Origin of the sequence: Ectobacillus polymachus (assembly GCF_048159605.1) — a bacterium.
Taxonomy (GTDB): Bacteria; Bacillota; Bacilli; order Bacillales; family Bacillaceae_G; genus Ectobacillus; species Ectobacillus polymachus.
This window is the reverse complement of the sequence record NZ_JBLREB010000005.1, coordinates 1-20,091: the sequence shown is the minus strand read 5'-3', so window position 1 is coordinate 20,091 and position 20,091 is coordinate 1. Positions and strand designations below refer to the sequence as shown.

Genomic DNA, 20,091 nt, shown 5'->3' with positions numbered 1-20,091 from the left:
TTTTATTGTTATAAGGCTTTAATTTTTCACTATTTTCAATATTATCTTACTAGTGCAACAATCAGATAAAGTATTGACTCTATTTTTTATTCATTGCTATGATTAAGTATTCGTTGAAAAATGGGTTAATGGAAAATTTCTATAAAGTAAGAAATCTTATTGATTGTAATGCCGAATCAAGTACAGACATTTCCATTTTTTTGTGATGAGATTACAGCTATAGAAAGGACATCATTTATGTTTCATCTTTCAGAAAATAATACTTCTATTAAGCAAGAATTCCTAGCAGGTGTTACTACGTTTATTACATTTGCATATATTTTAGTTATCAATCCTAAAGTATTATCAGATGCAGGTGTACCGTTTGATCAAGCATTTACAGCTACGATTTTAGCTACTATCGCAGGTACAATTGCTATGGCACTTCTTGCGAATTATCCAATCGTTATTGCTCCCGCAATGGGAATGAATGCTTATTTTGCTTATTCGGTTGTTCAACAGGGAGCAGGAATTACGTATGGTGTAGCATTTTCTGCTGTTTTCGTAACGGGAATTATTTTTCTCTTGTTATCGCTAACCTCTTTCCGGCAAAAATTAATTGAAATGATACCTGAAAGTTTAAAGCATGGTATTGCAGCAGGTATTGGACTTTTCATTGCCTTCATTGGCCTGCGTTTATCAGGAATCATCGTTGCCCATCCTACTAATTTAGTTACAATCGGTAATTTTCACTCTTCGTCCGTAGTTCTTACACTTATAGGACTTACCATTGCAGCAGTTCTAATGACTTTACAAGTAAATGGAGCACTCTTTATTAGTATGAGTATTACCGCAATTCTTTCGTATTTTACGGGGGACTTAAAGTTTAATGGATCTGTTATGCAGATGCCTCATTTACCGATGGGGATGATTGTAAGTAATCCATTTCATGCTATTCAAGATGTTATTCATTTTGGTATGTATGGCATTGTTTTTTCCCTTTTACTTGTATTATTATTCGATACAACAGGAGCCTTACTTGGGCTTGTAAAGCAAGCTGGATTACGAACAGATCATGAAGAGAAGAGATTTGGTAAGGCGTTTGTAGCAGATGCCATTGGTGGAACGACAGGGGCTATCTTTGGTACAAGTCCAACGGCTGCTACTATAGAATCTTCTGCGGGTATTGCTGCAGGAGGAAAAACAGGTTTAACTGGAATTGTAGTTGTCTTGCTTACGGCTATTACGGCATTTTTTAGTCCTGTGATTTCTTCCCTATCGAGTGTAGCAGCAATCACTGCTCCGTCCCTTATTATCGTAGGAAGTTTAATGGCAAAAAACATTCGTGATATTGATTGGAATCAGTTTGAAGAAGCACTTCCAGCATTTCTTACAGTTATTTGCATACCGTTAACATCTAGTATTGCAAATGGTATTGCGGTAGGATTTCTACTTTATCCAATCTTAAAAATTGCTAAGGGCAAAGCGAAGGAAGTTCCGTTTCTTATGTATGTATTTGCAATTTTATTTGGTTGTCACTTGTTCCTATAGTATAAAAACTCTTTATATGTATAGAACCCCATCGGTACGAACCGGTGGGGTTAATTATATTAATATGTTTTTTGTTCCTAACGTAAGCAAAGACAGGGGAGGATCTCCCAATAGGTATATTCTTACTAGATTAGGATAAAAAAAGGTTCCGCATTAGCGGAACCTTTTTTTATTTATTATTTATTGCCCCATAGTGAAGAAGATCCAAACGGTAAGAACTACTGTAGCAAGAGCCACGAAGAAAGAGAACAAGATTGTTATTTTCTGTGTGATACCTTCTCCTTCAGATATGTGCATAAACATTACTAACTGTATTAGAGCCTGAACTATTGCCAAAGAAATAATTACAGTTAATATTGTAGCTAATGGAAGAGATGTATATAACGCAACGTACATAGCTCCAAAAGTTAATACAAGTGAAAAGATAAATCCTAAAACGTGGCTCCAAGGAAACCCAGTATGGTTTTGATGAGTATTTTGTTCCATCGTTACGCCACCATCCCATTCAAGTAAACTAATGTGTAGATGAAGATCCAAACGACGTCAAGAAAGTGCCAGTACAAGCTTATAATGAACACTTTTCTTGCTGTAACAGGAGTTAAACCTCTTTTAAGAATCTGTATAATAACTCCGGTTGCCCAGAAAATACCTACTGTAACGTGGAGCCCGTGTGTTCCAAGAAGAGCAAAGAAGCCAGATAAGAAAGCACTTCTTTGCATTGTTGCGCCTAGATGTACATAGTGAATAAATTCATTAATTTCCATGTACAAGAAGCCGCCGCCTAAAAGCAATGTAATGACTAACCATGTTAACATGCCTTTTAGGCTGCGCTTGCGCATTTCATGAATTGCAATACCACAAGTGAAACTACTCGTTAAAAGAAGGAGTGTTTCAATAACAACAGGTTGTAATTCAAAAAGTTTCATTGGCGTAGGGCCGTTATCTACACGGCCAGCCAGTACTAGGTAGGTAGCGAAAAGTGTCGCAAATAGCACGATTTCCGCTCCTAGGAAGATCCAGAACCCAAGAATATTCAAGCGACCTTGGTGGTCTTGATATTCTAACGGGGCATTTTTATATTCTTCACTAATTGCTGCCATTCTGCTTCACCTCTCATGCTATATTTTCTGTTTTATTAATTTCATCAACACTTACGTGATATCCGTCATCATAAGTAAATGAGCGAATAAACATACAAATAAAGACTCCAATTATACCAACAATAGCTAGTGGGATCCATTCCCATACCATTGCAAATCCAGTAATACCCAAGATAACTGCCATAATAAATGGTAGACCAGTGTTACTAGGCATATGAATTGGTTTGATATTCTTTACATCAACCGGAGATTCTCCTCTTTTCTTCATATACCAAAATGCATCTAATTCTTTAATTTCTGGTAGTGCTGCAAAGTTATAATGTTGCGGAGGTGATTGCGTAGCCCACTCAAGTGTTCTACCGTCCCATGGATCTCCTGTAAGATCGCGTTCGCCGTAGCGTGCGCTCCAATAGATGTTATATGCTAAAACAGCAAATCCGGCTGCCATCATAAATGCACCAACAGTTGAAAGTTGGTTTAATCCAGTCCAGCCAAGGCTAGATGAATATGTGTACATACGACGAGTCATTCCGTCTAAGCCTAAGAAATACTGAGGGAAGAAACAAACGTTAAATCCAATAACCCATAACCAAAATGTCCATTTACCAAGACGTTCATTAAGCATATGACCGAACATTTTTGGATACCAATAAATAAGACCACCAAACATTCCAAACACTGTACCACCAATTAAAGTGTAGTGGAAGTGAGCAATAAGGAAGTAACTGTTATGGTATTGATAGTCCGCTGCTGCCATTGCAAGCATAACCCCTGTTATCCCACCGATAACGAAGTTCGGAATAAATGCCAATGCCCAAAGCATTGGAGTTGTAAAGCGAATTCGTCCTTTATACATGGTAAGCAACCAGTTAAATATTTTAACCCCTGTAGGAATCGAGATTGCCATTGTTGTAATAGAGAAAAATGAGTTAACTGCTGCACTATTACCCATTGTAAAGAAGTGGTGAAGCCATACTACTCCACTTAAAACGGAAATTGCAAGCATGGAATAGACCATTGCTGTATAACCAAATAGACGTTTGCGTGAAAATGTACTAATAATTTCTGAGAATATACCGAAAGCAGGAAGAATTACGATATATACTTCAGGGTGACCCCATACCCAGAATAAGTTTGCCCACATCATTGGCATACCTTGATGTGCCATCGTATAGAAGGCGGTACCGAAAGTACGGTCAATTGTCATAAGAGCAAGAGCTACTGTAAATACAGGGAATGCAAAAATCATAATGATACATGTAATCAAAATAGACCATGTGAACATCGGCATTTTAAATAGAGTCATGCCTGGTGTTCTCATTTTTAGAATCGTAACAAGGAAGTTAATTCCTGTCAGTAACGACCCTATACCGGAAAGCTGTACCGCTATGGCATAGTAGTTATCTCCAATGCCTGGACTGAATTCTGGACCAGCTAGTGGCATATATGAAGTCCAGCCATTTTCAGGAGAGCCACCAATAACGAATGCAATATTATATAGCATTGCTCCTACAAAGAATAACCAGAAGCTCATTGCATTTAAAAACGGATAAGCAACATCACGCGCCCCTATTTGAAGAGGTACGGCAATGTTCATCATACCAAAAACAAATGGCATTGCCATGAAGATAATCATAACTGTACCATGAGTCGAGAAAATTCCATCATAGTGCGACTCAGTTAAGTATGGATGGTCAGGAAATGTTAATTGCAGACGCATCATCATACCGTCCATACCACCACGGAAAAACATGATTATAGCTGAAAGAATGTACATAATACCGATTTTTTTATGGTCAACAGTTGTTAACCATTCGGTCCATAGCCATTTCCATTTTTTATACTTTGTCAGTACAAAAATGATCCCTAAGCTTACGAGAGCGATAGAAACATCGGCACCGTAAATAAGCGGGTCACCGGTGACAAAAAAATGATCAAGCTTCACTGTCTTCACTCCAATCTGAAGTTAATATTACTTTTTGTTTTTGTAATAGTTGTAATCACAATATTCAAGAGATTTAGGATCAACATATTTTAAGTGATTGCTAGAGAATGTCATACGACCTACTACACCTGGTTCAATAATATTGTTGTATTTATCTTCCGATAATTTAGGTGCTGTTTGTTGTACTTCTTTTACCCATTTGTCGAAATCATTTTGCGATTGAGAAACAACCTGGAATTCCATTTCTGTAAAGTTCTTACCAGAGAAAGCAGCACTTCGGCCTAAATATTCGCCTGGTTTATCAGCTTGTAAATATAAATCCATAACCATACCATTCATTGTGTACTTCATACCGCCAAGTTCAGGAACCCAGAAAGCATTCATTGGTCCTATAGAAGTAAGCTTGAATTGAATTGGTACACCAGCTGGTATATTCACATAGTTAACGGTTTCAATATTTTGATCGGGATAACTAAAAATCCATTTCCAGTTAGCAGATGTTACATAAATTTCAACTGGCTTTACATTTTGTTGTGTACTGCTTACTGGAGGCTTATCGTTGGCATATGTTGTAGTTACTGTAGGAATAGCTAATGCAATGACGATTAAGATAGGAACAGCAGTCCAAATAACCTCAAGAAGTTTATTTCCTTCTATTTCTGGTGGTTCATAATCCTTGTTATCTGGTCGCTCACGGTACTTAATTATAACAATCGTAAATAAAGTGAAAACAACGACGACAATAATTGCCATTAATAGAAGCGACCAAATAATCAAATCGGCTTGACTTTTTGCGACTGGACCTTGTGGATTTAAAACTGCCAATTGTTGACATCCCCCAAGGAACGACACAATGAGTGATAGTGGAAGCAGCGCAGCAAACTTCCAAAACGCTTTTTTTGGTTGCACTAATAAAACTCCTTTCTTTTTTAAGTTACACTTACCTAATAAAGTAATATAATCTTATGCTAGCAATATTAGCAATAGATTGACGTATATTGTTGAAAATTAGACACAAATACATCTTATTTACGTTAAAAAAGCATTTCAACGTAATTACATTGTAAACTATTTTAGAAGAATATCGCTAGTTTTTTGCATATTTTTTTCTGTAACATTTTGTCATTACAATAATATCTAAATAATTATAGAAAAATGGATTAAATGCTTGATATATCAAGAATGAAAATGCTTTCTATAAATAGAGATATCAAGCGGGATTTCTGGAGGGTTCAAACGAGCATTCGCATAATTTAGCAAATAAATTAAGAATACTGTAATCGTTATTGTGTATATTTATACATTTTCTACAGACATATACCCGACATATTAGTCCTCTACAATAGGGGTGTAATTACAAGAAATAAGGAGGATTTTTCATGAATAAAAAAATGATTGTACTTTCACTAACAGGACTTTTGTTTACGGGAGGTATATTTGGAGCTAGTAATGCCTTTGCGGCTGAGGCAAATACTCCAGGTACTGGTACTCATGTGATATCAAAACAATTAAAGCAAACCGCTGCTCATTTTGGAATTAACATTGATGGCAAATCGAAACAAGAAGTACAGAAAGAAATTCGCAAAGCAAAAAAAGATAAACAAAGTCAAAAACTCATGAAATTAGCAAAAAAAGTAGGGGTACAGGCTTCAGGAAAAGATGTAAAGGAAATTCGTAAAGAAGTGAAAGAAGCAATCCAAAAGAAACATATCGATCAATTATATAATGTAGCGAAACGTCTAGGTGTTTCAACAGATGGAAAATCTGTTGACCAAATAAAAAAAGAGGTTAAAGATGCAAGAGTAGCAAAGAAACAGCAAAATCAACAAGTAAGACCGCAAGTTTAATTTCTTCAGTAGCTTTTCATAAGAAGATATAATAGGAAGGGGAGATATATTCTCTCCTTCCTATTTATATAGATTCAATTTTGACTGTTATATTTATACGAAAGACATGTATGATAATGGGATAATAGTAAGTAACTCTTACCTAATTAAGGTGTGATTGATATGAAAAAGATTTTAATAGTAGAAGATGAGCAGGCGATTGCGAAAGTACTAAGTGCGTATTTAAAACAAGCTGGATTTGAAGTGATTACTTTGATAGATGGTAATCAAGCAATGAAAATATTTGAAGAAAGTAAGCCTTCCTTAGTAATTCTTGATGTCATGCTACCGGGGCGTAATGGCTGGGAAATTCTTGAGAATATACGTATAAAGAGCTCGTGTCCAGTTATTATGCTTACGGCTTTAGGGCAAACAAAAGATAAATTAAAAGGGTTTTCAACAGGAGCAGATGATTATATTGCAAAACCATTTGCACCGGAGGAAGTGGTTGCCCGTGTGACTGCTATCCTTCGACGTTCATCTTTGTTTGTGGAGGAAGGGAAGGTCGTACTTTTTGGCGGGCTAAAAATAGATTTTAGTGGAAGTTCGGTTTATGTAAATGGAGACATAGTAGAGTTAGCTCCAAGAGATTTATCTTTGCTCTTTTATTTAGCAGAACATCCAAACCAAACATTTACACGCGACCAACTTCTCGATCATGTTTGGGGAATGGATTATGAGGGAAGTGACAGGGCAGTTGATTTGTCCATTAAACGATTACGTCAAGTATTAAGAGAATGGAGCGAGGAAGAAGGAGAAATTAAAACGCTTAGAGGAGTGGGGTATCAGCTCTGTGTTTATCAATAACAAAGTGCCTATATTACAATATTGGACAAGACGCTATGTTCTTATTTTATTTACAAGCCTACTAGTTGTAGGATGTATATCTGGTATTTGGATTCGAGTGTCAACGAAGGAAAATCGATTGCGAATTCTAGAAGTCTACTCACAAAGCTTAGCAGAAAAGATAGCTCCATTCATGAACGAACAAAATACAGCAAATAGTTTGAAACAGATTCGACTAAGAGAAAAGAATTTTTTTGAAAAGAAAACAATTGTGAAAAGTACGGACATACACTTTCGTGTTGTCGATAATTCTGGTGCCATATTTTTTGAACATAACCCTTTTTTAGACTATGTTCCACCTGTAAGTACTTCAATGGAGCAGCATACAGAAAAGTGGCGAGATAATAACGGAAAAGTATGGAATGAAATTACATCTCCAATTATACAGGATGATAAAGTGTTAGGAATGCTTTATGTTATTGTCCCAGACCAAGCCCTCTTTGTAAAAGCTGATATTACAAAGTATTGGTACTTGCTCGTATTCTTGCTTACATTAGGGTTTGCAGGTTGGTTTGTCGTTTACTTGCTTTCAAAAAAGCTAAGTACACCCATTCAAAGGCTTGCAAATGCAGCGGAACAAATTAGTATGGGAAACTATGCTGTACAAATAGATGAAGGATTGGCGGAAAAAGAGCTGTATGAACTCAATACATCATTTCACTCGATGGCAGAGCGATTGAAGGAGTTAGAGGAATTGCGAACAGTTCTTCTAGCAGGTGTAACACATGAGTTAAAAACCCCGGTTACTTCTATTAGTGGTCTCATTCAAGCGGTTAGAGATAAGGTTGTTACGGGTGATGAAGCGGATGAATTTCTTGAAATGTCCCTTTCACAAGCACACCGATTGCAGCATATGGTTCATGAACTTCTAGATTTTAATGCATTTGCTTCTGGTGTGATTCAAATAGAGGCTACTGTTTTCTCCTTACAATCTATGTTACGGCAGGTTGTGCAACAATGGAAAGCAGGGGAGGAGAACGCAAAGGTTTCACTTGAATTCATTACGCCAGAAAAAGATTTATTCATTGTGGCCGATCAAAATAGAACGCAGCAGATTCTATTAAATCTGCTAAATAACGCTCGCGATGCAGGTGGCGAACGGTTATGGATACAATTATCGGCAAAAGATGAGAACGAACAGCTTTGTGCTGTACGAGTAACGGATTGTGGCGTTGGGATACAAGAAGATGAACAGAAGCATATCTTTGAACGTTTTTATCGAGGTGAAAATAAAAAATATCAAAAGAGAGGCCTTGGCTTAGGATTATCTATGAGTAAAATGCTGGCGGAGGCAATGGGCGGATCACTAGCGCTGGAACGGAGCATCCCTAATACGGAAACAACGTTTGTATTACTGCTTCCGAAATCGAACGCATGATAAATTTCTTGCAGACCCATCTATATCCTGTACAATAAGGATATAAGGCGAACTTCCATAAGTAGGATATTTTTTCTACTGAATGGTAGTAAATGCCGAATATTGTATGTAAGAGCAGGTATCCCCCATTTAGGCTTTATTAAAATAGCGGGGATAAAAGATGTAGGAGTAGGAAACATGATAAAAACGAGTAAAGTATTTGTTCCTCTTTTGTTAATTATTTTGGTTGGATCTGGCTGTAGCAATGAAGTCTTTGATTCTGTTAATCAAGGGAAAAATAAAATTGTGCAGACAGTACAGCAATGGAGATTCGACCTTGCCGGACCAGCAAAAAAACAAGCGATGATTGACAATGTGCCATTCATTCAACAATTACCAGAATTACGAAGAGGGTGTGAAGTAACAAGTCTTACTATGCTATTACAGTATGGTGGAGCAGAAACAGATAAAATGAAGCTAGCGAAGGAAATTGAACGTGTACCTTTTAGGCAGAATAATATCCACGGTAATCCTAATGATGGCTTTGTAGGCGATATTTACTCTGGATCCAACCCAGGGTATGGCGTTTATCATAAGCCTATTTTCCGATTAGCCCAAAGCTATTTACCGAATAAAGTAATGGATTTAACGGGGCATGGCATTGAAGATATTTATAAAGCAGTTAGTATGGGCTCTCCTGTTTGGGTAATTATTAACTCAACATTCGAGCCATTACCAGACTCCGAGTTTGAAACGTGGAATACAGCTGAGGGTGAAGTTAAAATCACCTATAATGAACATAGTGTAGTTATTATAGGATATGATGCAAATAATGTATATATCCAAGATCCTCTTGCTGATGGACCAAAATCATCAGTACCACGTGCTGATTTCGAAAAAGCATGGGAACAAATGGGGAAACAAGCTATTACTTTAGTTCCAAAATATTAAATTCATTATAAAGGAGAAATTATTTATGTATATTGTAACTAACCGTATCAAAGTAAAAAAAGGTTTAGCAGACAAAATGGCACCTAACTTTACACGCCCTGGTGTACTTGAAACATTTGAAGGTTTTGTAAAAGTCGAAGTTGCAGTTGCTAAAGATTTTGAGGAATATGATGAAATGAGTGTAAATATGTATTGGGATACACTTGACCATTATAAAGGATGGCGTGATAGTGATGCCTTCAAATCAGCTCATAGTCGTCCAGCAAAAGATGGAAACAGTAACTCAGAGGGAGCATCCTCACCACTGCTTGGTAATCAAGTCGTTATTGCGGAGGTTGTTTCTACACTCGAAGGGAATAAAAAGTAAAAATTGACCAAAAAGAAAGAGCATGTTTTACATGCTCTTTCTTTTTGTACTTATATACAGTTGTACTTTATGTTAATTAATTCGAATGAAAGTAATTTGTTAAGGGAATACCAAGATAAATTATTGTGTAGCAGGAGGTGCAGCCTAAATCAATCGTTTTTAGAAGAAAATCATGTATGTAATGGTTGTGAGGAATTGAATTTGATTTACGTAAAATTTACAATGTTTACTTTCGTTTAATGAAATAAGTATGGTAACTAGTATTTATGTGAATGGTACATGCATCTATTCAGAATTGGAGAGGGTTATAGCCTATAAATATAAGTGATCATGAAAGAATATCGGTATTTACTTAAAATTAAAATTTGATTAATACTTGCGTAATATTATTGCTCTAAAATTAAATTGTTCCTGAGGACAAGTAATACGAATCGTCAATAGGAAACCTAAAATTGTATGGGGGTACAGAAATGATTAAGAAGAGTTTAAAACTTACATTTGCTGCATTACTAGTTACTGGTGCACTTGCAGCATGTGGCCAAACTACTGACAACAAGAATACAGCTACTCAAACGCCTAAACAAGAGATTTCTGGTACAATTACAGCTGCTGGATCTACTGCATTACAACCTCTTGCTGAAGAAGCTGCTACAGCATTTATGGCTACTAATCCTAAAGTTTCTATCACAATTCAAGGCGGAGGTAGCGGAACTGGTATTAACCAAGTAGCTTCTGGTGCAGTTCAAATTGGTAACTCTGATATTCCTTCTGCTTCTAAATTAGATCCTGACAAAGCTAAAGAACTTACTGATACGAAAGTTGCTGGTATCGCATTTGCAATGGTTGTTAACAAAGACGTTGATGTAACAAACTTAACAAAACAACAAATTCAAGATATCTTCTCTGGAAAAATTACAAACTGGAAAGATGTTGGCGGTAAAGATGCTAAAATCAACGTAATCAATCGTCCTGCTTCTTCTGGTACACGTGCTACTTTTGAAAAGACTGTATTAAATGGTACTAAAGCTAATGACGGCATCGGTACTTCTCAAGATGCTAACGGTTCTGTAGAAACTGCCGTTAACTCTACTTCTGGATCAATCAGCTACCTTGCAATGTCTTACCTAGTTGGAGATAAAAAAGGTGCTCTTAAAACTTTAAATATTGACGGCGTAGCACCTACTACTGAAAACATCGCTGCTGATAAATATCCGTTCTGGTCTTATGAATACATGATTACAAAAGGCGCACCTACTGACGCTAACAAAGCATTTATTGATTACATCGCAGGAAAAGATTTTGAAAAGAAAGTTGAAGACATGGGTTATATCCCAATGACTAAGCTTAAAAAATAATTGAATTGAATCGAAGTATTACATAAACAGGCTGGCTTATAAGTGCTAGTCTGTTTATGCAATTTATTAAGTAAGGTGGATTGCTTGATGAAGGGGAAGAAAAAAATTAACTACGTTAAGAACGAGTACATAGGAAGAGCACTCGTTACATTTTGTGGATTTTTAATTGTATTGACAACGTTGGCGATTATTATCTTTATATGTCAAAAAGGAATACAATCGTTTTTACAAAATGGAATACCTGTTTCACAAATGCTAACAAGTTTAGATTGGGCGCCTAATGCATCTGATCCAAAGTATGGAGCACTCATCTTTATATTAGGTTCAACAGCTGTTTCCATTGGAGCAACACTTATTGCTGCGCCAATCGGAATTGCATTAGCTGTATTTATGAACTATATTTCACCTAAATTTGGTAAAAAAGTATTACAGCCAGTTCTTGAATTATTAGTTGGGATTCCTTCTGTTGTATATGGACTACTAGGGGTAACGATTCTTATTCCGATGCTACGTCAAATATATGGTGGAGTTGGTTTTAGCCTGATAGCAGGTATCATTGTTCTAAGTATTATGATCCTACCGACTATTGCCAGTATCGCTTCTGACGCAGTTAAAGTAGTACCTTTTGAATATTTAGAAGCATCTTACGGACTTGGCTCCACAAAGTGGCAGGCTATAAGCAGAGTTATTGTGCCAGCTGCAAAAACTGGGATTTTAACAGGCATTGTTTTAGGTTTAGCTCGTGCTTTTGGTGAAGCATTAGCTGTTCAGATGGTAATTGGTAATACAATTAAGCTTCCTAGCGGCTTGTATAGTCCTACCTCAACGCTTACTGGAATATTAACCATGGATATGGCTAACACGTTAAATGGTACAGCTTGGAATAATGCTTTATGGTCATTAGCGATGATTCTATTAATTATTTCATTTATATTTATTTTAATTGTGAGAGCTATAGGGCAAAGAGGTGGACAAAAACAATGAACGCAAGAACTGTAAATAAAATTTGGACAGTTATACTTTATGCAATTGCAATATTAGTTACTTCACTACTAGTGTTTCTAATGGTAGAAATTATTTCGAACGGTTGGGGATTTTGGGATCCAAAATTTCTTTTCGGTAATCCTAGTAATATTCGCTCAGGCGGAGGAATAGGACCTGAATTATTTAACTCCTTTTATATGTTGTTTATTACCTTACTTATTTCTGTACCTCTAGGTTTAGGAGCAGGTATCTATTTAGCTGAGTATGCAAAACGAGGAAGAATTTTAAATTTTATTCGCTTATGTATTGAAACGATGGCTTCTTTACCTTCTATCGTTGTTGGATTATTTGGTTTACTAGTGTTTGTTACGATGACTGGTTGGGGATATACATTAATCGGCGGTGCACTAGCGCTTACTATTCTAAATCTTCCGGGATTGACGCGTGTATGTGAAAATGCAATCGTAGATATTCCTGGAAGTATAAAAGAAGCGAGTTTAGGAATAGGTGCAACAAAGTGGCAAACAGTAGTAAAGATTAGTATTCCTTCTGCGCTTCCACAGATTATTACTGGTGTAATATTAGCTGCGGGAAGAATATTTGGGGAAGCAGCTGCTCTTATTTATTCAGCAGGATTGACGACTCCTATGTTGAATTCAGCTGCTGATCTATCTAGCCCAAGTAATCCATTTAATCCATTCCGTCCTGCTGAAACGTTAGCGGTTCACATCTGGAAATTAAACTCAGAAGGAATTGTTCCTGATGCCAGATTAATTGCAACGAAGTCAGCGGCTATCCTTATTATAATGGTATTACTATTCAATATTTTAGCTCGTTTATTTGCAAATGTACTGCATAAATACTTGTCTGGGGCAAAAATAAGACGTAAGAAAACGAAGTCAGCGGCTTAAACAAAAGTAACAAGGAGACAGCTTCAAAGGGAAACATTCCCTTTGAAGCTGTTTTTTTATTGCAGGTGGTGGGAGATGTTTTCCATCTCGATTGTCCGAATGTTCGAGGGGCTTAAGTGATGGGTAGTTCAAATAATTGACGGATAATATAATCCTATAGTAGCATACCCATGTGGGTAAAATATTGAGATTGTAGAACTGTAAACTAGCTTTCCATTTTACGATCCCATCATATAAGGTGGTACTTGATGTATATTTTTTTGTTGCTAATTTTTTTAATTTGTTATGAATTATTTGAGCGTTATGTTCCTGTCTATGGTGTAAATAAGATTGCAAATGAAATATGCAAAGACAAGAGAAAAAATGTAGTCTGTTTAGATGTACGAGATTATCAAGATTCTTTTAACAATCCCATTGAAGGTAGTAAAAACCTCCCATATGGATATTTAAAACGAAATTTAAAAGAGATTGAAGATCGGGATATTGTTATTATTGCGTCAGATTCTCTTCTAAAAAATTTGAGTATTCGTTTATTACGTAGAAGAGGATTTCGTATTCTAGGATACTATATAGTAGATGAATATATACAATTACGAAAATCTACTTGTCAAGCAGGAGTCTGAAATGAACCTGCCTGTTCTCTATAAACAGTTAGTTTTCCACCTTAAGAAAAACTATCAATCAGGGGGCGGTGAAAAAGGCGCTTGCTTTGAGATAGTAACAGAAAATAAAAAGAAAATAACCATGATCTGACCCCAATAAGTTGGACATATTATTATGCTACTTGCTCGGTGGAATAAAGCCTGTATTGTACAGGGCTTGTTCCACCGAGTTTTTCTTTCATTCGATCATTGTTGTAGTAGTTAATCCAATCTTCTACAGCTTTAGCGATGTCATCATAAGTTTTGTAATCGTACAAATAGACTGTTTCACATTTCAGGATGTGGAAGAAGCTTTCCATTGCAGTGTTATCCAGATAAGTTGCTTTCCTCGACATTCTTTGAAAGACATCCTGGTTCTTTAGTTCTTTCACCCAGCGCTGATGTTGGTATTGAAATCCCTGATTGGAATGAACAGTTGTCCGATCAGGTAATTTAGTAAGAGCTTCTAATACTTCGTGTAACGGTTTTTCCTAAGTATGACTATGATGGTAACTTTAAGCTAGAGGTATTAAAATGGATGAGGTCATTAACCTTCCTAAAAACGTGTATTTCTATTATCAAAATCATAAAGACATGAAAAACAGCGATTTAGAATTGATTGAAGAAATAAAGGCGATTTGAAAACAACATCCAGCTTACGGTTATCGCCGTATTACACTGGAGTTACATCATCGTGGATGCAAAGTCAATCACAAAAGAGTACTACGTATATCGAAGGCACTTCCTCCGTATTTCTTATATCGGTTCATCCAATTAAGAATGGTTTGAGGGCTGCCAATGCCATATTTTTTTACGGGTTTTGATAAGCAGCCTTTTCCTACTAGATACTTTAAAACAACTTCTTCTCTACATTTACTTGAAAACTTAGTCACATAAAAACCCCCTAAGTTGGTTTTTCTAGTCCAACTTAGGGGGTTCACTTCAGATGATGATCTTCTTTTTTTATGGATTATTTTAGTGCTTCCATCGATGAACGTTCACTTTAGTAAACATCGAACCTATTAAATGAATTGCATTTCCTTTGTTTGTTCATATAATGTTCCATCTTTAATCATAACGATACGGTCACATAAATCTAAAACACGATTGTCATGGGTAACCATTACAGCTGCTTTTCCTTTTGTTTTTACTTCATGTACAAGCATTTCGGCAACCTCTCTACCGCGTTTAGAATCTAGACTAGCTGTAGGCTCGTCTGCAAGAATTACTTCTGGTTCATTCATGAAAGCACGTGCAATGGCAACACGTTGTCGTTCTCCGCCAGAAAGCTTATCCTGATAATGATACATTCGGTGTCCTAGGTCTAGATGCTCTAGTAATTCTTTCGCTCTCGCTTCGGCTTGCTTGCTTGATTTTCCAGCTAGTCTTGGTACGAGTAACAATTGGTCTAAGACATTCAAATATGGTACGAGGTTAGAGGATTGAAATACAAACCCAATATTATTAATACGTACATCGTTCAATTCTTTTGTTGAAAGATTTGAAATGTCGTGGTTATTAATTGAAATTTTCCCGTTTGTAGGAGTAAGTAATGCACCCGCGATAGATAAGAACGTACTTTTTCCGGAACCAGATGGACCTACAACCGCTACAAACTCTCCCTCTTTGACACGTAAGGATGCATGATGCAATGCTGTAACTGCTGTTTCTCCAGATCCATAAACTTTGTTAATATTTTCAAGTACTAATTTATCAGTCATTATTCAGCCCTCCCAATTGCTGTAACCGCGTCTATTTTTGCAATTTGTTGTAAAGATAAAAGTGCTCCAATTACTGCAACAACAATTAATAACGCAGAATATTTCAACATTACATCTATTCCTAAATCAAATGGCATTCCTGCTGGAAATAATGCACTAACGCCAAATGTGAGTGCTATACTAATTCCAACAGCTGTAATTGCTAAGATTAGTACTTGACTAATTAAGTTTTTCGCTAAATAAGAGGTTTTTGCACCAATAGCTTTTAATACACCAAATTGATTTGTTTTTTGTAATGTAATGACGTAGAAGAATACTGCTTGCACAAATGCTGCAATTACAATTAAGAATGTAATCATCATTGTAAGTGAACCTTGTTCTTCTTTATATCCAGGAATACCTTGCACAGCTTGATCTTTTGTTAAAACTGATATATGAGAAACATTTTTTTCTAATGAGGTTTGTGCATCTTTCGTTCCTTTTACAACGATTGCATTGTAGGATGGTTTTTGTTGTCTTCCTGTTGATTTCATTATATTGTTCAAGCTATCTGTATCAGTGTACAACACTGGCATATGACTAAACGTTTGTCCTTTTGCAAATCCAACAACCGTAACACTTACACCTGTATCTTTATTTTCTAAAGTATCACCTATTGCAATTCCATTTTTTTCTTTCAGAGATTCATCAACAACTACTTCGTTTTTACCTAAGTTTGCTATGCCCCTACCTTCTGAAATGTTTGGCATAATCATACTTTTTGGATCTATGCCAAAGATTGTAACATCGACTTTTTTATCTTTTCCGGTTTGAGTGAAAGACGTAGTAGTTTGAGCTAATGGTGTAGCCTCCTTCACTCCATCCTGTTTACTAATTTCATCTAATGTATCTGTAGGGATTGAAGAACGAGCTAGTTTTTGGTCTGCATTGTCTTGTAGGACGAAGTAATCACCATTCATATTTTTCAAAGCAGATGCATTATCTAATGCAAGTCCATTTGCTAATCCTGAAACAATAAATGTTAGCCATGCGACAAGAAGCATAATAAATCCAATTAACAAGTAACGAAACTTGGCGTGTTTAAGTTCACGTAATGCAAGAAACATTTTGTCATCTCCATTCTTTATCTTCCTTCTTAATGAGAAGCAACCACTTCTTTTGTTCACAAATAAAGCATAAAGAAAGAAAATGAACAGAATGTGAACAAATCGTTACGCTTTAAAATGAAACATTTAATGAATTTACATCAGCTTTTATTGAAAATATATAAAAAAGCAAAATAAGATGGCGATTCGCCATCTTATTTTGCAATGTTTTAAAGTTGAGGAAGAATAACTTCAAAGCGTGTTCCTTTTCCTATAGTACTATGTACCGTAATGGTTCCTTTATGAAGGTCAATAATTTTCTTGACAATGGAAAGCCCGAGCCCACTCCCGCTTTCTTCTCGTTTTCGAGATTTATCACCTTTATAATATCTATCAAATACGTAAGGCAAATCTTCTTCGGGAATCCCTTTTCCTGTATCTTCGACAATAACATGAATTGCTCCGCAATTATCCATTTGCGCTGAGACAAAAATCGTTCCCCCTTTTTCGGTGAACTTAATACTGTTATAAATTAAATTCATCCATACTTGATGTAACAATCGTTTGTCACCACTAATCGATAGAGAGGGAAGATCTATGTCAATTGCTAATTCTTTTTCTTGCCAATACCATCTAGTTGTAAGGAAAATTTGTTTGATTTGTTCTGATACATCAAATGTAGTTAACTCCAATATATTGTGCTCTTTATCTAATGAAGCCAGTGTTAATAGCTGCTTGCTCATTGCAGATAATCTTCTGCTTTCTTCTTCAATAATAGATAAATATTGTTGACGCTGCTCTTCACTTACTTGCTCTGTACGTAACGCTTGTGAAAACCCTTGAATTGATGTAAGCGGAGACTGAATTTCATGCGAAACATTGGAAACAAACTCCTGTCTCATCTCTTCTAAACGCTTTAAGCTTGCAGTCATACGCGTGAACGACTGTGCTAGTGTTCCAATTTCATCTTTACGATTGACTTCAAGTTGTATGTTATATTGTCCTTCTGCAATCTTCTTCGTAGCCATCGTCAATTTGCGAATCGGCTTTACGATATATCGTGTACTAATAAAAACTAATAAAACCGTTAAACCAACACCAAATAATAATAATTGTGCAAAGAAAATTCTCATTTCCCCAAACTGTAATTCAATATCGGGACGTAGAAACAATGCATATCGTTTCCCGTCAGACTGAAAAGGAATTCCAACCGTATTCCTCAATTCATTATCAAAGAAGCCAGTAATGAATAGTTTTTTTGGGAAATTAGCAATCCCGTGATAGACCTGTCCATTTAATACAGAGGACACAACATTATTATCGATATTTTGTTTTCTAAAGGAACTGCCAAAGTATGTTTTTCCACCCTGATCATCAACTAGATATATTTGATAGCCCATTTTTGCTATGGTATCCATATATTTAGGAATATCCTTATTCGGCATGGATGCAGCAAATCCAACCGTATCCTCGCCCATTTTTGTCATCTTTTGATCATTGATTGGTTTTAAATGGATTTGATAATACGAATTTGCTATAAAAAAAGCAAGCAGACTACTTATCATAATAATGACAGTAGTCGTCATAACATAATGTACGTATAATGTTTTCATGCCTCGTTCACCTCAAGCTTATAACCGACACCACGAACTGTTGAAATGATAAAATCATCTGTTCGCTTGGAAAAACGCTCACGTAATCTTTTAATATGAACATCAACGGTTCTAATATCTCCATCAAAATCAATTCCCCAAATAAGCTCGATTAACTGCTCGCGTGTAAACGTACGCCCCGGATAGCTTGCGAGTTGCACCAAAAGCTCAAATTCCTTTAGAGGAAGCATAATCGTACTTCCGTTGCTTTTCACTTCATAGCTCTTTCGGTCAATTATGGTATTTTTTAGCACAATATTATCTGAGCTAACAATTTGATAACGGCGTAGAAGTGCTTTTACCCGAAACAACAGTTCTTTCGGCTCGAATGGTTTTATTAAATAATCATCAGTCCCAGCTGAAAAGCCCTGTTCCTTATCATTAAGTTGATCCTTTGCTGACAGAATAATAACGGGTATATCATAATATTTTCGAATTTCTTCGCATAATTCATAGCCATTTTTATTCGGCATCATAATATCGACAATTGCCAAATCAATACGTTCTTCTTCTAAAATGAGCGATGCCTTCTCGCCATCTTCTCCTTCAAATATTAAATATCCTTCTTGCTGTAAATAATGACGAAGCAGTTTGCGGATATGATCATCATCGTCTGCTACTAGTATATTTATCATCAGATGTCCTCCTTTAAAAAAGGTTTCGTTAATAAGTATGATTTATAGATCGCTTTGAACGTATGTAAACCTTATAACTATCATAGCAGAAACAGATAAGAAAAAAATTCTATAATATGAAAAGCTATATGGCTGTTGCTAATTACTATGATAGGTTAATTAAGCAGCAAGCCTCCCGCCTCAAGATTCTGAAAAAACAATAGGTGAAGATAGCTGATGACATATGGTCTGATTGGACGAGTTATGATCGTGTAAGGGAAGAGGGAAGCTTCACTCCATTTACGTGATATTTTACTCATTCAAGCTTTCTGTTATTTTTTAATAAAGACTTTGTTAAACTTGCCTGTTGATTTTCGCTCTAGGCGCTCGCTTTCCGCTGCGGTTTGGGATCCTCCGCTCCAATCAACGTTGTGGCAATATCAACAATGAGCTTTAACATGGCCTTTATATAAGAAGTAATAAATAAGAAGTATTCGTTCCTTTTAATTTTATTTAATAATGCCTTGCAAAGGATATATTATTGTGATAAGATATTTCTTGTCGATTCGGAAGGTTATTAAAACTGAATCAAAAAAACATTTGACATCATTTCTTTGAAATGATATATTGTAAAAGTCGCCACAAGGCGATGAGAGTTCTTTGAAAACTAAACAAAACATGAAACGTCAGTTTTTTAATAAGCTTAGACAAACTTAACTTTTATGGAGAGTTTGATCCTGGCTCAGGATGAACGCTGGCGGCGTGCCTANGAGTTCTTTGAAAACTAAACAAAACATGAAACGTCAGTTTTTTAATAAGCTTAGACAAACTTAACTTTTATGGAGAGTTTGATCCTGGCTCAGGATGAACGCTGGCGGCGTGCCTAATACATGCAAGTCGAGCGAGTCCTTCGGGGCTAGCGGCGGACGGGTGAGTAACACGTGGGTAACCTGCCTATAAGACTGGGATAACTTCGGGAAACCGTAGCTAATACCGGATAGGTTTTCAGTTCGCATGAACTGAAATGGAAAGATGGCTTTTGCTATCACTTATAGATGGACCCGCGGCGCATTAGCTAGTTGGTGAGGTAACGGCTCACCAAGGCGACGATGCGTAGCCGACCTGAGAGGGTGATCGGCCACACTG

21 protein-coding genes and 1 rRNA gene are annotated in these 20,091 nt (G+C 36.3%); 12 read left to right on the top strand and 10 right to left on the bottom strand.

Annotated elements, in window-relative coordinates; genetic code table 11:
• Window positions 1-237 precede the first annotated feature (237 nt).
• Complete coding sequence (locus tag ACM5BR_RS16300; protein WP_416829090.1) at window positions 238-1,530, top strand: NCS2 family permease; 1,293 nt, start codon at window positions 238-240, stop codon at window positions 1,528-1,530.
• A gap of 180 nt (window positions 1,531-1,710) precedes the next feature.
• Here ACM5BR_RS16300 and qoxD read toward each other — a convergent pair whose 3' ends face one another.
• The 4 genes from qoxD to qoxA are packed head-to-tail and all read right to left on the bottom strand — an operon-like array spanning window position 1,711 to window position 5,484.
• On the bottom strand, window positions 1,711-2,016 hold the full coding sequence (gene qoxD / locus ACM5BR_RS16295) for a cytochrome aa3 quinol oxidase subunit IV (RefSeq protein WP_416829089.1): 306 nt from the start codon (window positions 2,014-2,016) through the stop codon (window positions 1,711-1,713).
• Window positions 2,017-2,018: 2 nt separating this feature from the next.
• Window positions 2,019-2,630: a cytochrome aa3 quinol oxidase subunit III gene (gene qoxC, locus ACM5BR_RS16290; protein ID WP_416829088.1), complete on the bottom strand. Its 612-nt coding sequence runs from the start codon at window positions 2,628-2,630 to the stop codon at window positions 2,019-2,021.
• A gap of 13 nt (window positions 2,631-2,643) precedes the next feature.
• Window positions 2,644-4,575, bottom strand: coding sequence for a cytochrome aa3 quinol oxidase subunit I (qoxB, locus tag ACM5BR_RS16285; protein WP_416829087.1), 1,932 nt, complete (start codon window positions 4,573-4,575; stop codon window positions 2,644-2,646).
• A 27-nt stretch (window positions 4,576-4,602) separates the two neighbouring features.
• Window positions 4,603-5,484 carry a cytochrome aa3 quinol oxidase subunit II gene (gene qoxA, locus ACM5BR_RS16280; protein ID WP_416829086.1) on the bottom strand — a complete coding sequence of 294 codons (882 nt, stop codon included), beginning with the start codon at window positions 5,482-5,484 and terminating at the stop codon, window positions 4,603-4,605.
• Window positions 5,485-5,954: 470 nt separating this feature from the next.
• Here qoxA and ACM5BR_RS16275 point away from each other — a divergent pair, with 470 nt between their 5' ends.
• The 10 genes from ACM5BR_RS16275 to ACM5BR_RS16230 all read left to right on the top strand — a co-directional run bounded on the left by ACM5BR_RS16275 (window position 5,955) and on the right by ACM5BR_RS16230 (window position 13,985).
• A complete protein-coding gene (locus tag ACM5BR_RS16275; RefSeq protein WP_416829085.1) occupies window positions 5,955-6,422 on the top strand; it encodes a hypothetical protein in 468 nt (155 codons plus the stop codon).
• A gap of 162 nt (window positions 6,423-6,584) precedes the next feature.
• On the top strand, window positions 6,585-7,268 hold the full coding sequence (locus tag ACM5BR_RS16270) for a response regulator transcription factor (RefSeq protein ID WP_416829084.1): 684 nt from the start codon (window positions 6,585-6,587) through the stop codon (window positions 7,266-7,268).
• Entirely contained in the window at window positions 7,255-8,685 is a 1,431-nt protein-coding gene (locus ACM5BR_RS16265; protein ID WP_416829083.1) for a HAMP domain-containing sensor histidine kinase, read from the top strand. The genes ACM5BR_RS16270 and ACM5BR_RS16265 overlap by 14 nt, the downstream gene beginning before the upstream one ends.
• A 177-nt stretch (window positions 8,686-8,862) precedes the next feature.
• Complete coding sequence (locus ACM5BR_RS16260; RefSeq protein ID WP_416829082.1) at window positions 8,863-9,615, top strand: C39 family peptidase; 753 nt, start codon at window positions 8,863-8,865, stop codon at window positions 9,613-9,615.
• Between the two features lie 25 nt (window positions 9,616-9,640).
• Window positions 9,641-9,982 carry a heme oxygenase gene (locus ACM5BR_RS16255; RefSeq protein WP_416829081.1) on the top strand — a complete coding sequence of 114 codons (342 nt, stop codon included), beginning with the start codon at window positions 9,641-9,643 and terminating at the stop codon, window positions 9,980-9,982.
• Window positions 9,983-10,452: 470 nt separating this feature from the next.
• A complete protein-coding gene (locus ACM5BR_RS16250) occupies window positions 10,453-11,337 on the top strand; it encodes a phosphate ABC transporter substrate-binding protein PstS family protein (RefSeq protein WP_416829080.1) in 885 nt (294 codons plus the stop codon).
• A gap of 87 nt (window positions 11,338-11,424) precedes the next feature.
• A complete protein-coding gene (gene pstC / locus ACM5BR_RS16245; RefSeq protein ID WP_416829079.1) occupies window positions 11,425-12,321 on the top strand; it encodes a phosphate ABC transporter permease subunit PstC in 897 nt (298 codons plus the stop codon).
• Window positions 12,318-13,232 (top strand): phosphate ABC transporter permease PstA, encoded by a 915-nt coding sequence (gene pstA / locus ACM5BR_RS16240; RefSeq protein WP_416829078.1) that lies wholly within the window; start codon window positions 12,318-12,320, stop codon window positions 13,230-13,232. Before pstC ends, pstA begins: the two co-directional genes overlap by 4 nt.
• A gap of 248 nt (window positions 13,233-13,480) precedes the next feature.
• Entirely contained in the window at window positions 13,481-13,855 is a 375-nt protein-coding gene (locus ACM5BR_RS16235) for a hypothetical protein (RefSeq protein WP_416829077.1), read from the top strand.
• A gap of 1 nt (window position 13,856) precedes the next feature.
• Window positions 13,857-13,985: a hypothetical protein gene (locus tag ACM5BR_RS16230; RefSeq protein WP_416829076.1), complete on the top strand. Its 129-nt coding sequence runs from the start codon at window positions 13,857-13,859 to the stop codon at window positions 13,983-13,985.
• Window positions 13,986-14,007: 22 nt separating this feature from the next.
• Here ACM5BR_RS16230 and ACM5BR_RS16225 read toward each other — a convergent pair whose 3' ends face one another.
• The 6 genes from ACM5BR_RS16225 to ACM5BR_RS16200 form a co-directional block, all read right to left on the bottom strand.
• Window positions 14,008-14,229 (bottom strand): IS3 family transposase, encoded by a 222-nt coding sequence (locus ACM5BR_RS16225; RefSeq protein ID WP_416829075.1) that lies wholly within the window; start codon window positions 14,227-14,229, stop codon window positions 14,008-14,010.
• Window positions 14,230-14,583: 354 nt separating this feature from the next.
• On the bottom strand, window positions 14,584-14,766 hold the full coding sequence (locus ACM5BR_RS16220; RefSeq protein ID WP_416829074.1) for a hypothetical protein: 183 nt from the start codon (window positions 14,764-14,766) through the stop codon (window positions 14,584-14,586).
• 129 nt (window positions 14,767-14,895) lie between these two features.
• The gene (locus ACM5BR_RS16215) at window positions 14,896-15,594 is read right to left on the bottom strand and encodes an ABC transporter ATP-binding protein (RefSeq protein ID WP_416829073.1); all 699 of its coding nucleotides are present in this window, start codon (window positions 15,592-15,594) and stop codon (window positions 14,896-14,898) included.
• Window positions 15,594-16,700, bottom strand: coding sequence for an ABC transporter permease (locus ACM5BR_RS16210; protein ID WP_416829072.1), 1,107 nt, complete (start codon window positions 16,698-16,700; stop codon window positions 15,594-15,596). Before ACM5BR_RS16210 ends, ACM5BR_RS16215 begins: the two co-directional genes overlap by 1 nt.
• 209 nt (window positions 16,701-16,909) lie before the next feature.
• Window positions 16,910-18,292: a sensor histidine kinase gene (locus ACM5BR_RS16205; protein WP_416829071.1), complete on the bottom strand. Its 1,383-nt coding sequence runs from the start codon at window positions 18,290-18,292 to the stop codon at window positions 16,910-16,912.
• Window positions 18,289-18,966, bottom strand: coding sequence for a response regulator transcription factor (locus ACM5BR_RS16200; RefSeq protein WP_416829070.1), 678 nt, complete (start codon window positions 18,964-18,966; stop codon window positions 18,289-18,291). The genes ACM5BR_RS16205 and ACM5BR_RS16200 overlap by 4 nt, the downstream gene beginning before the upstream one ends.
• A gap of 815 nt (window positions 18,967-19,781) precedes the next feature.
• Here ACM5BR_RS16200 and ACM5BR_RS16195 point away from each other — a divergent pair.
• Window positions 19,782-20,091, top strand: a 16S ribosomal RNA gene (locus ACM5BR_RS16195); the annotation flags it as partial.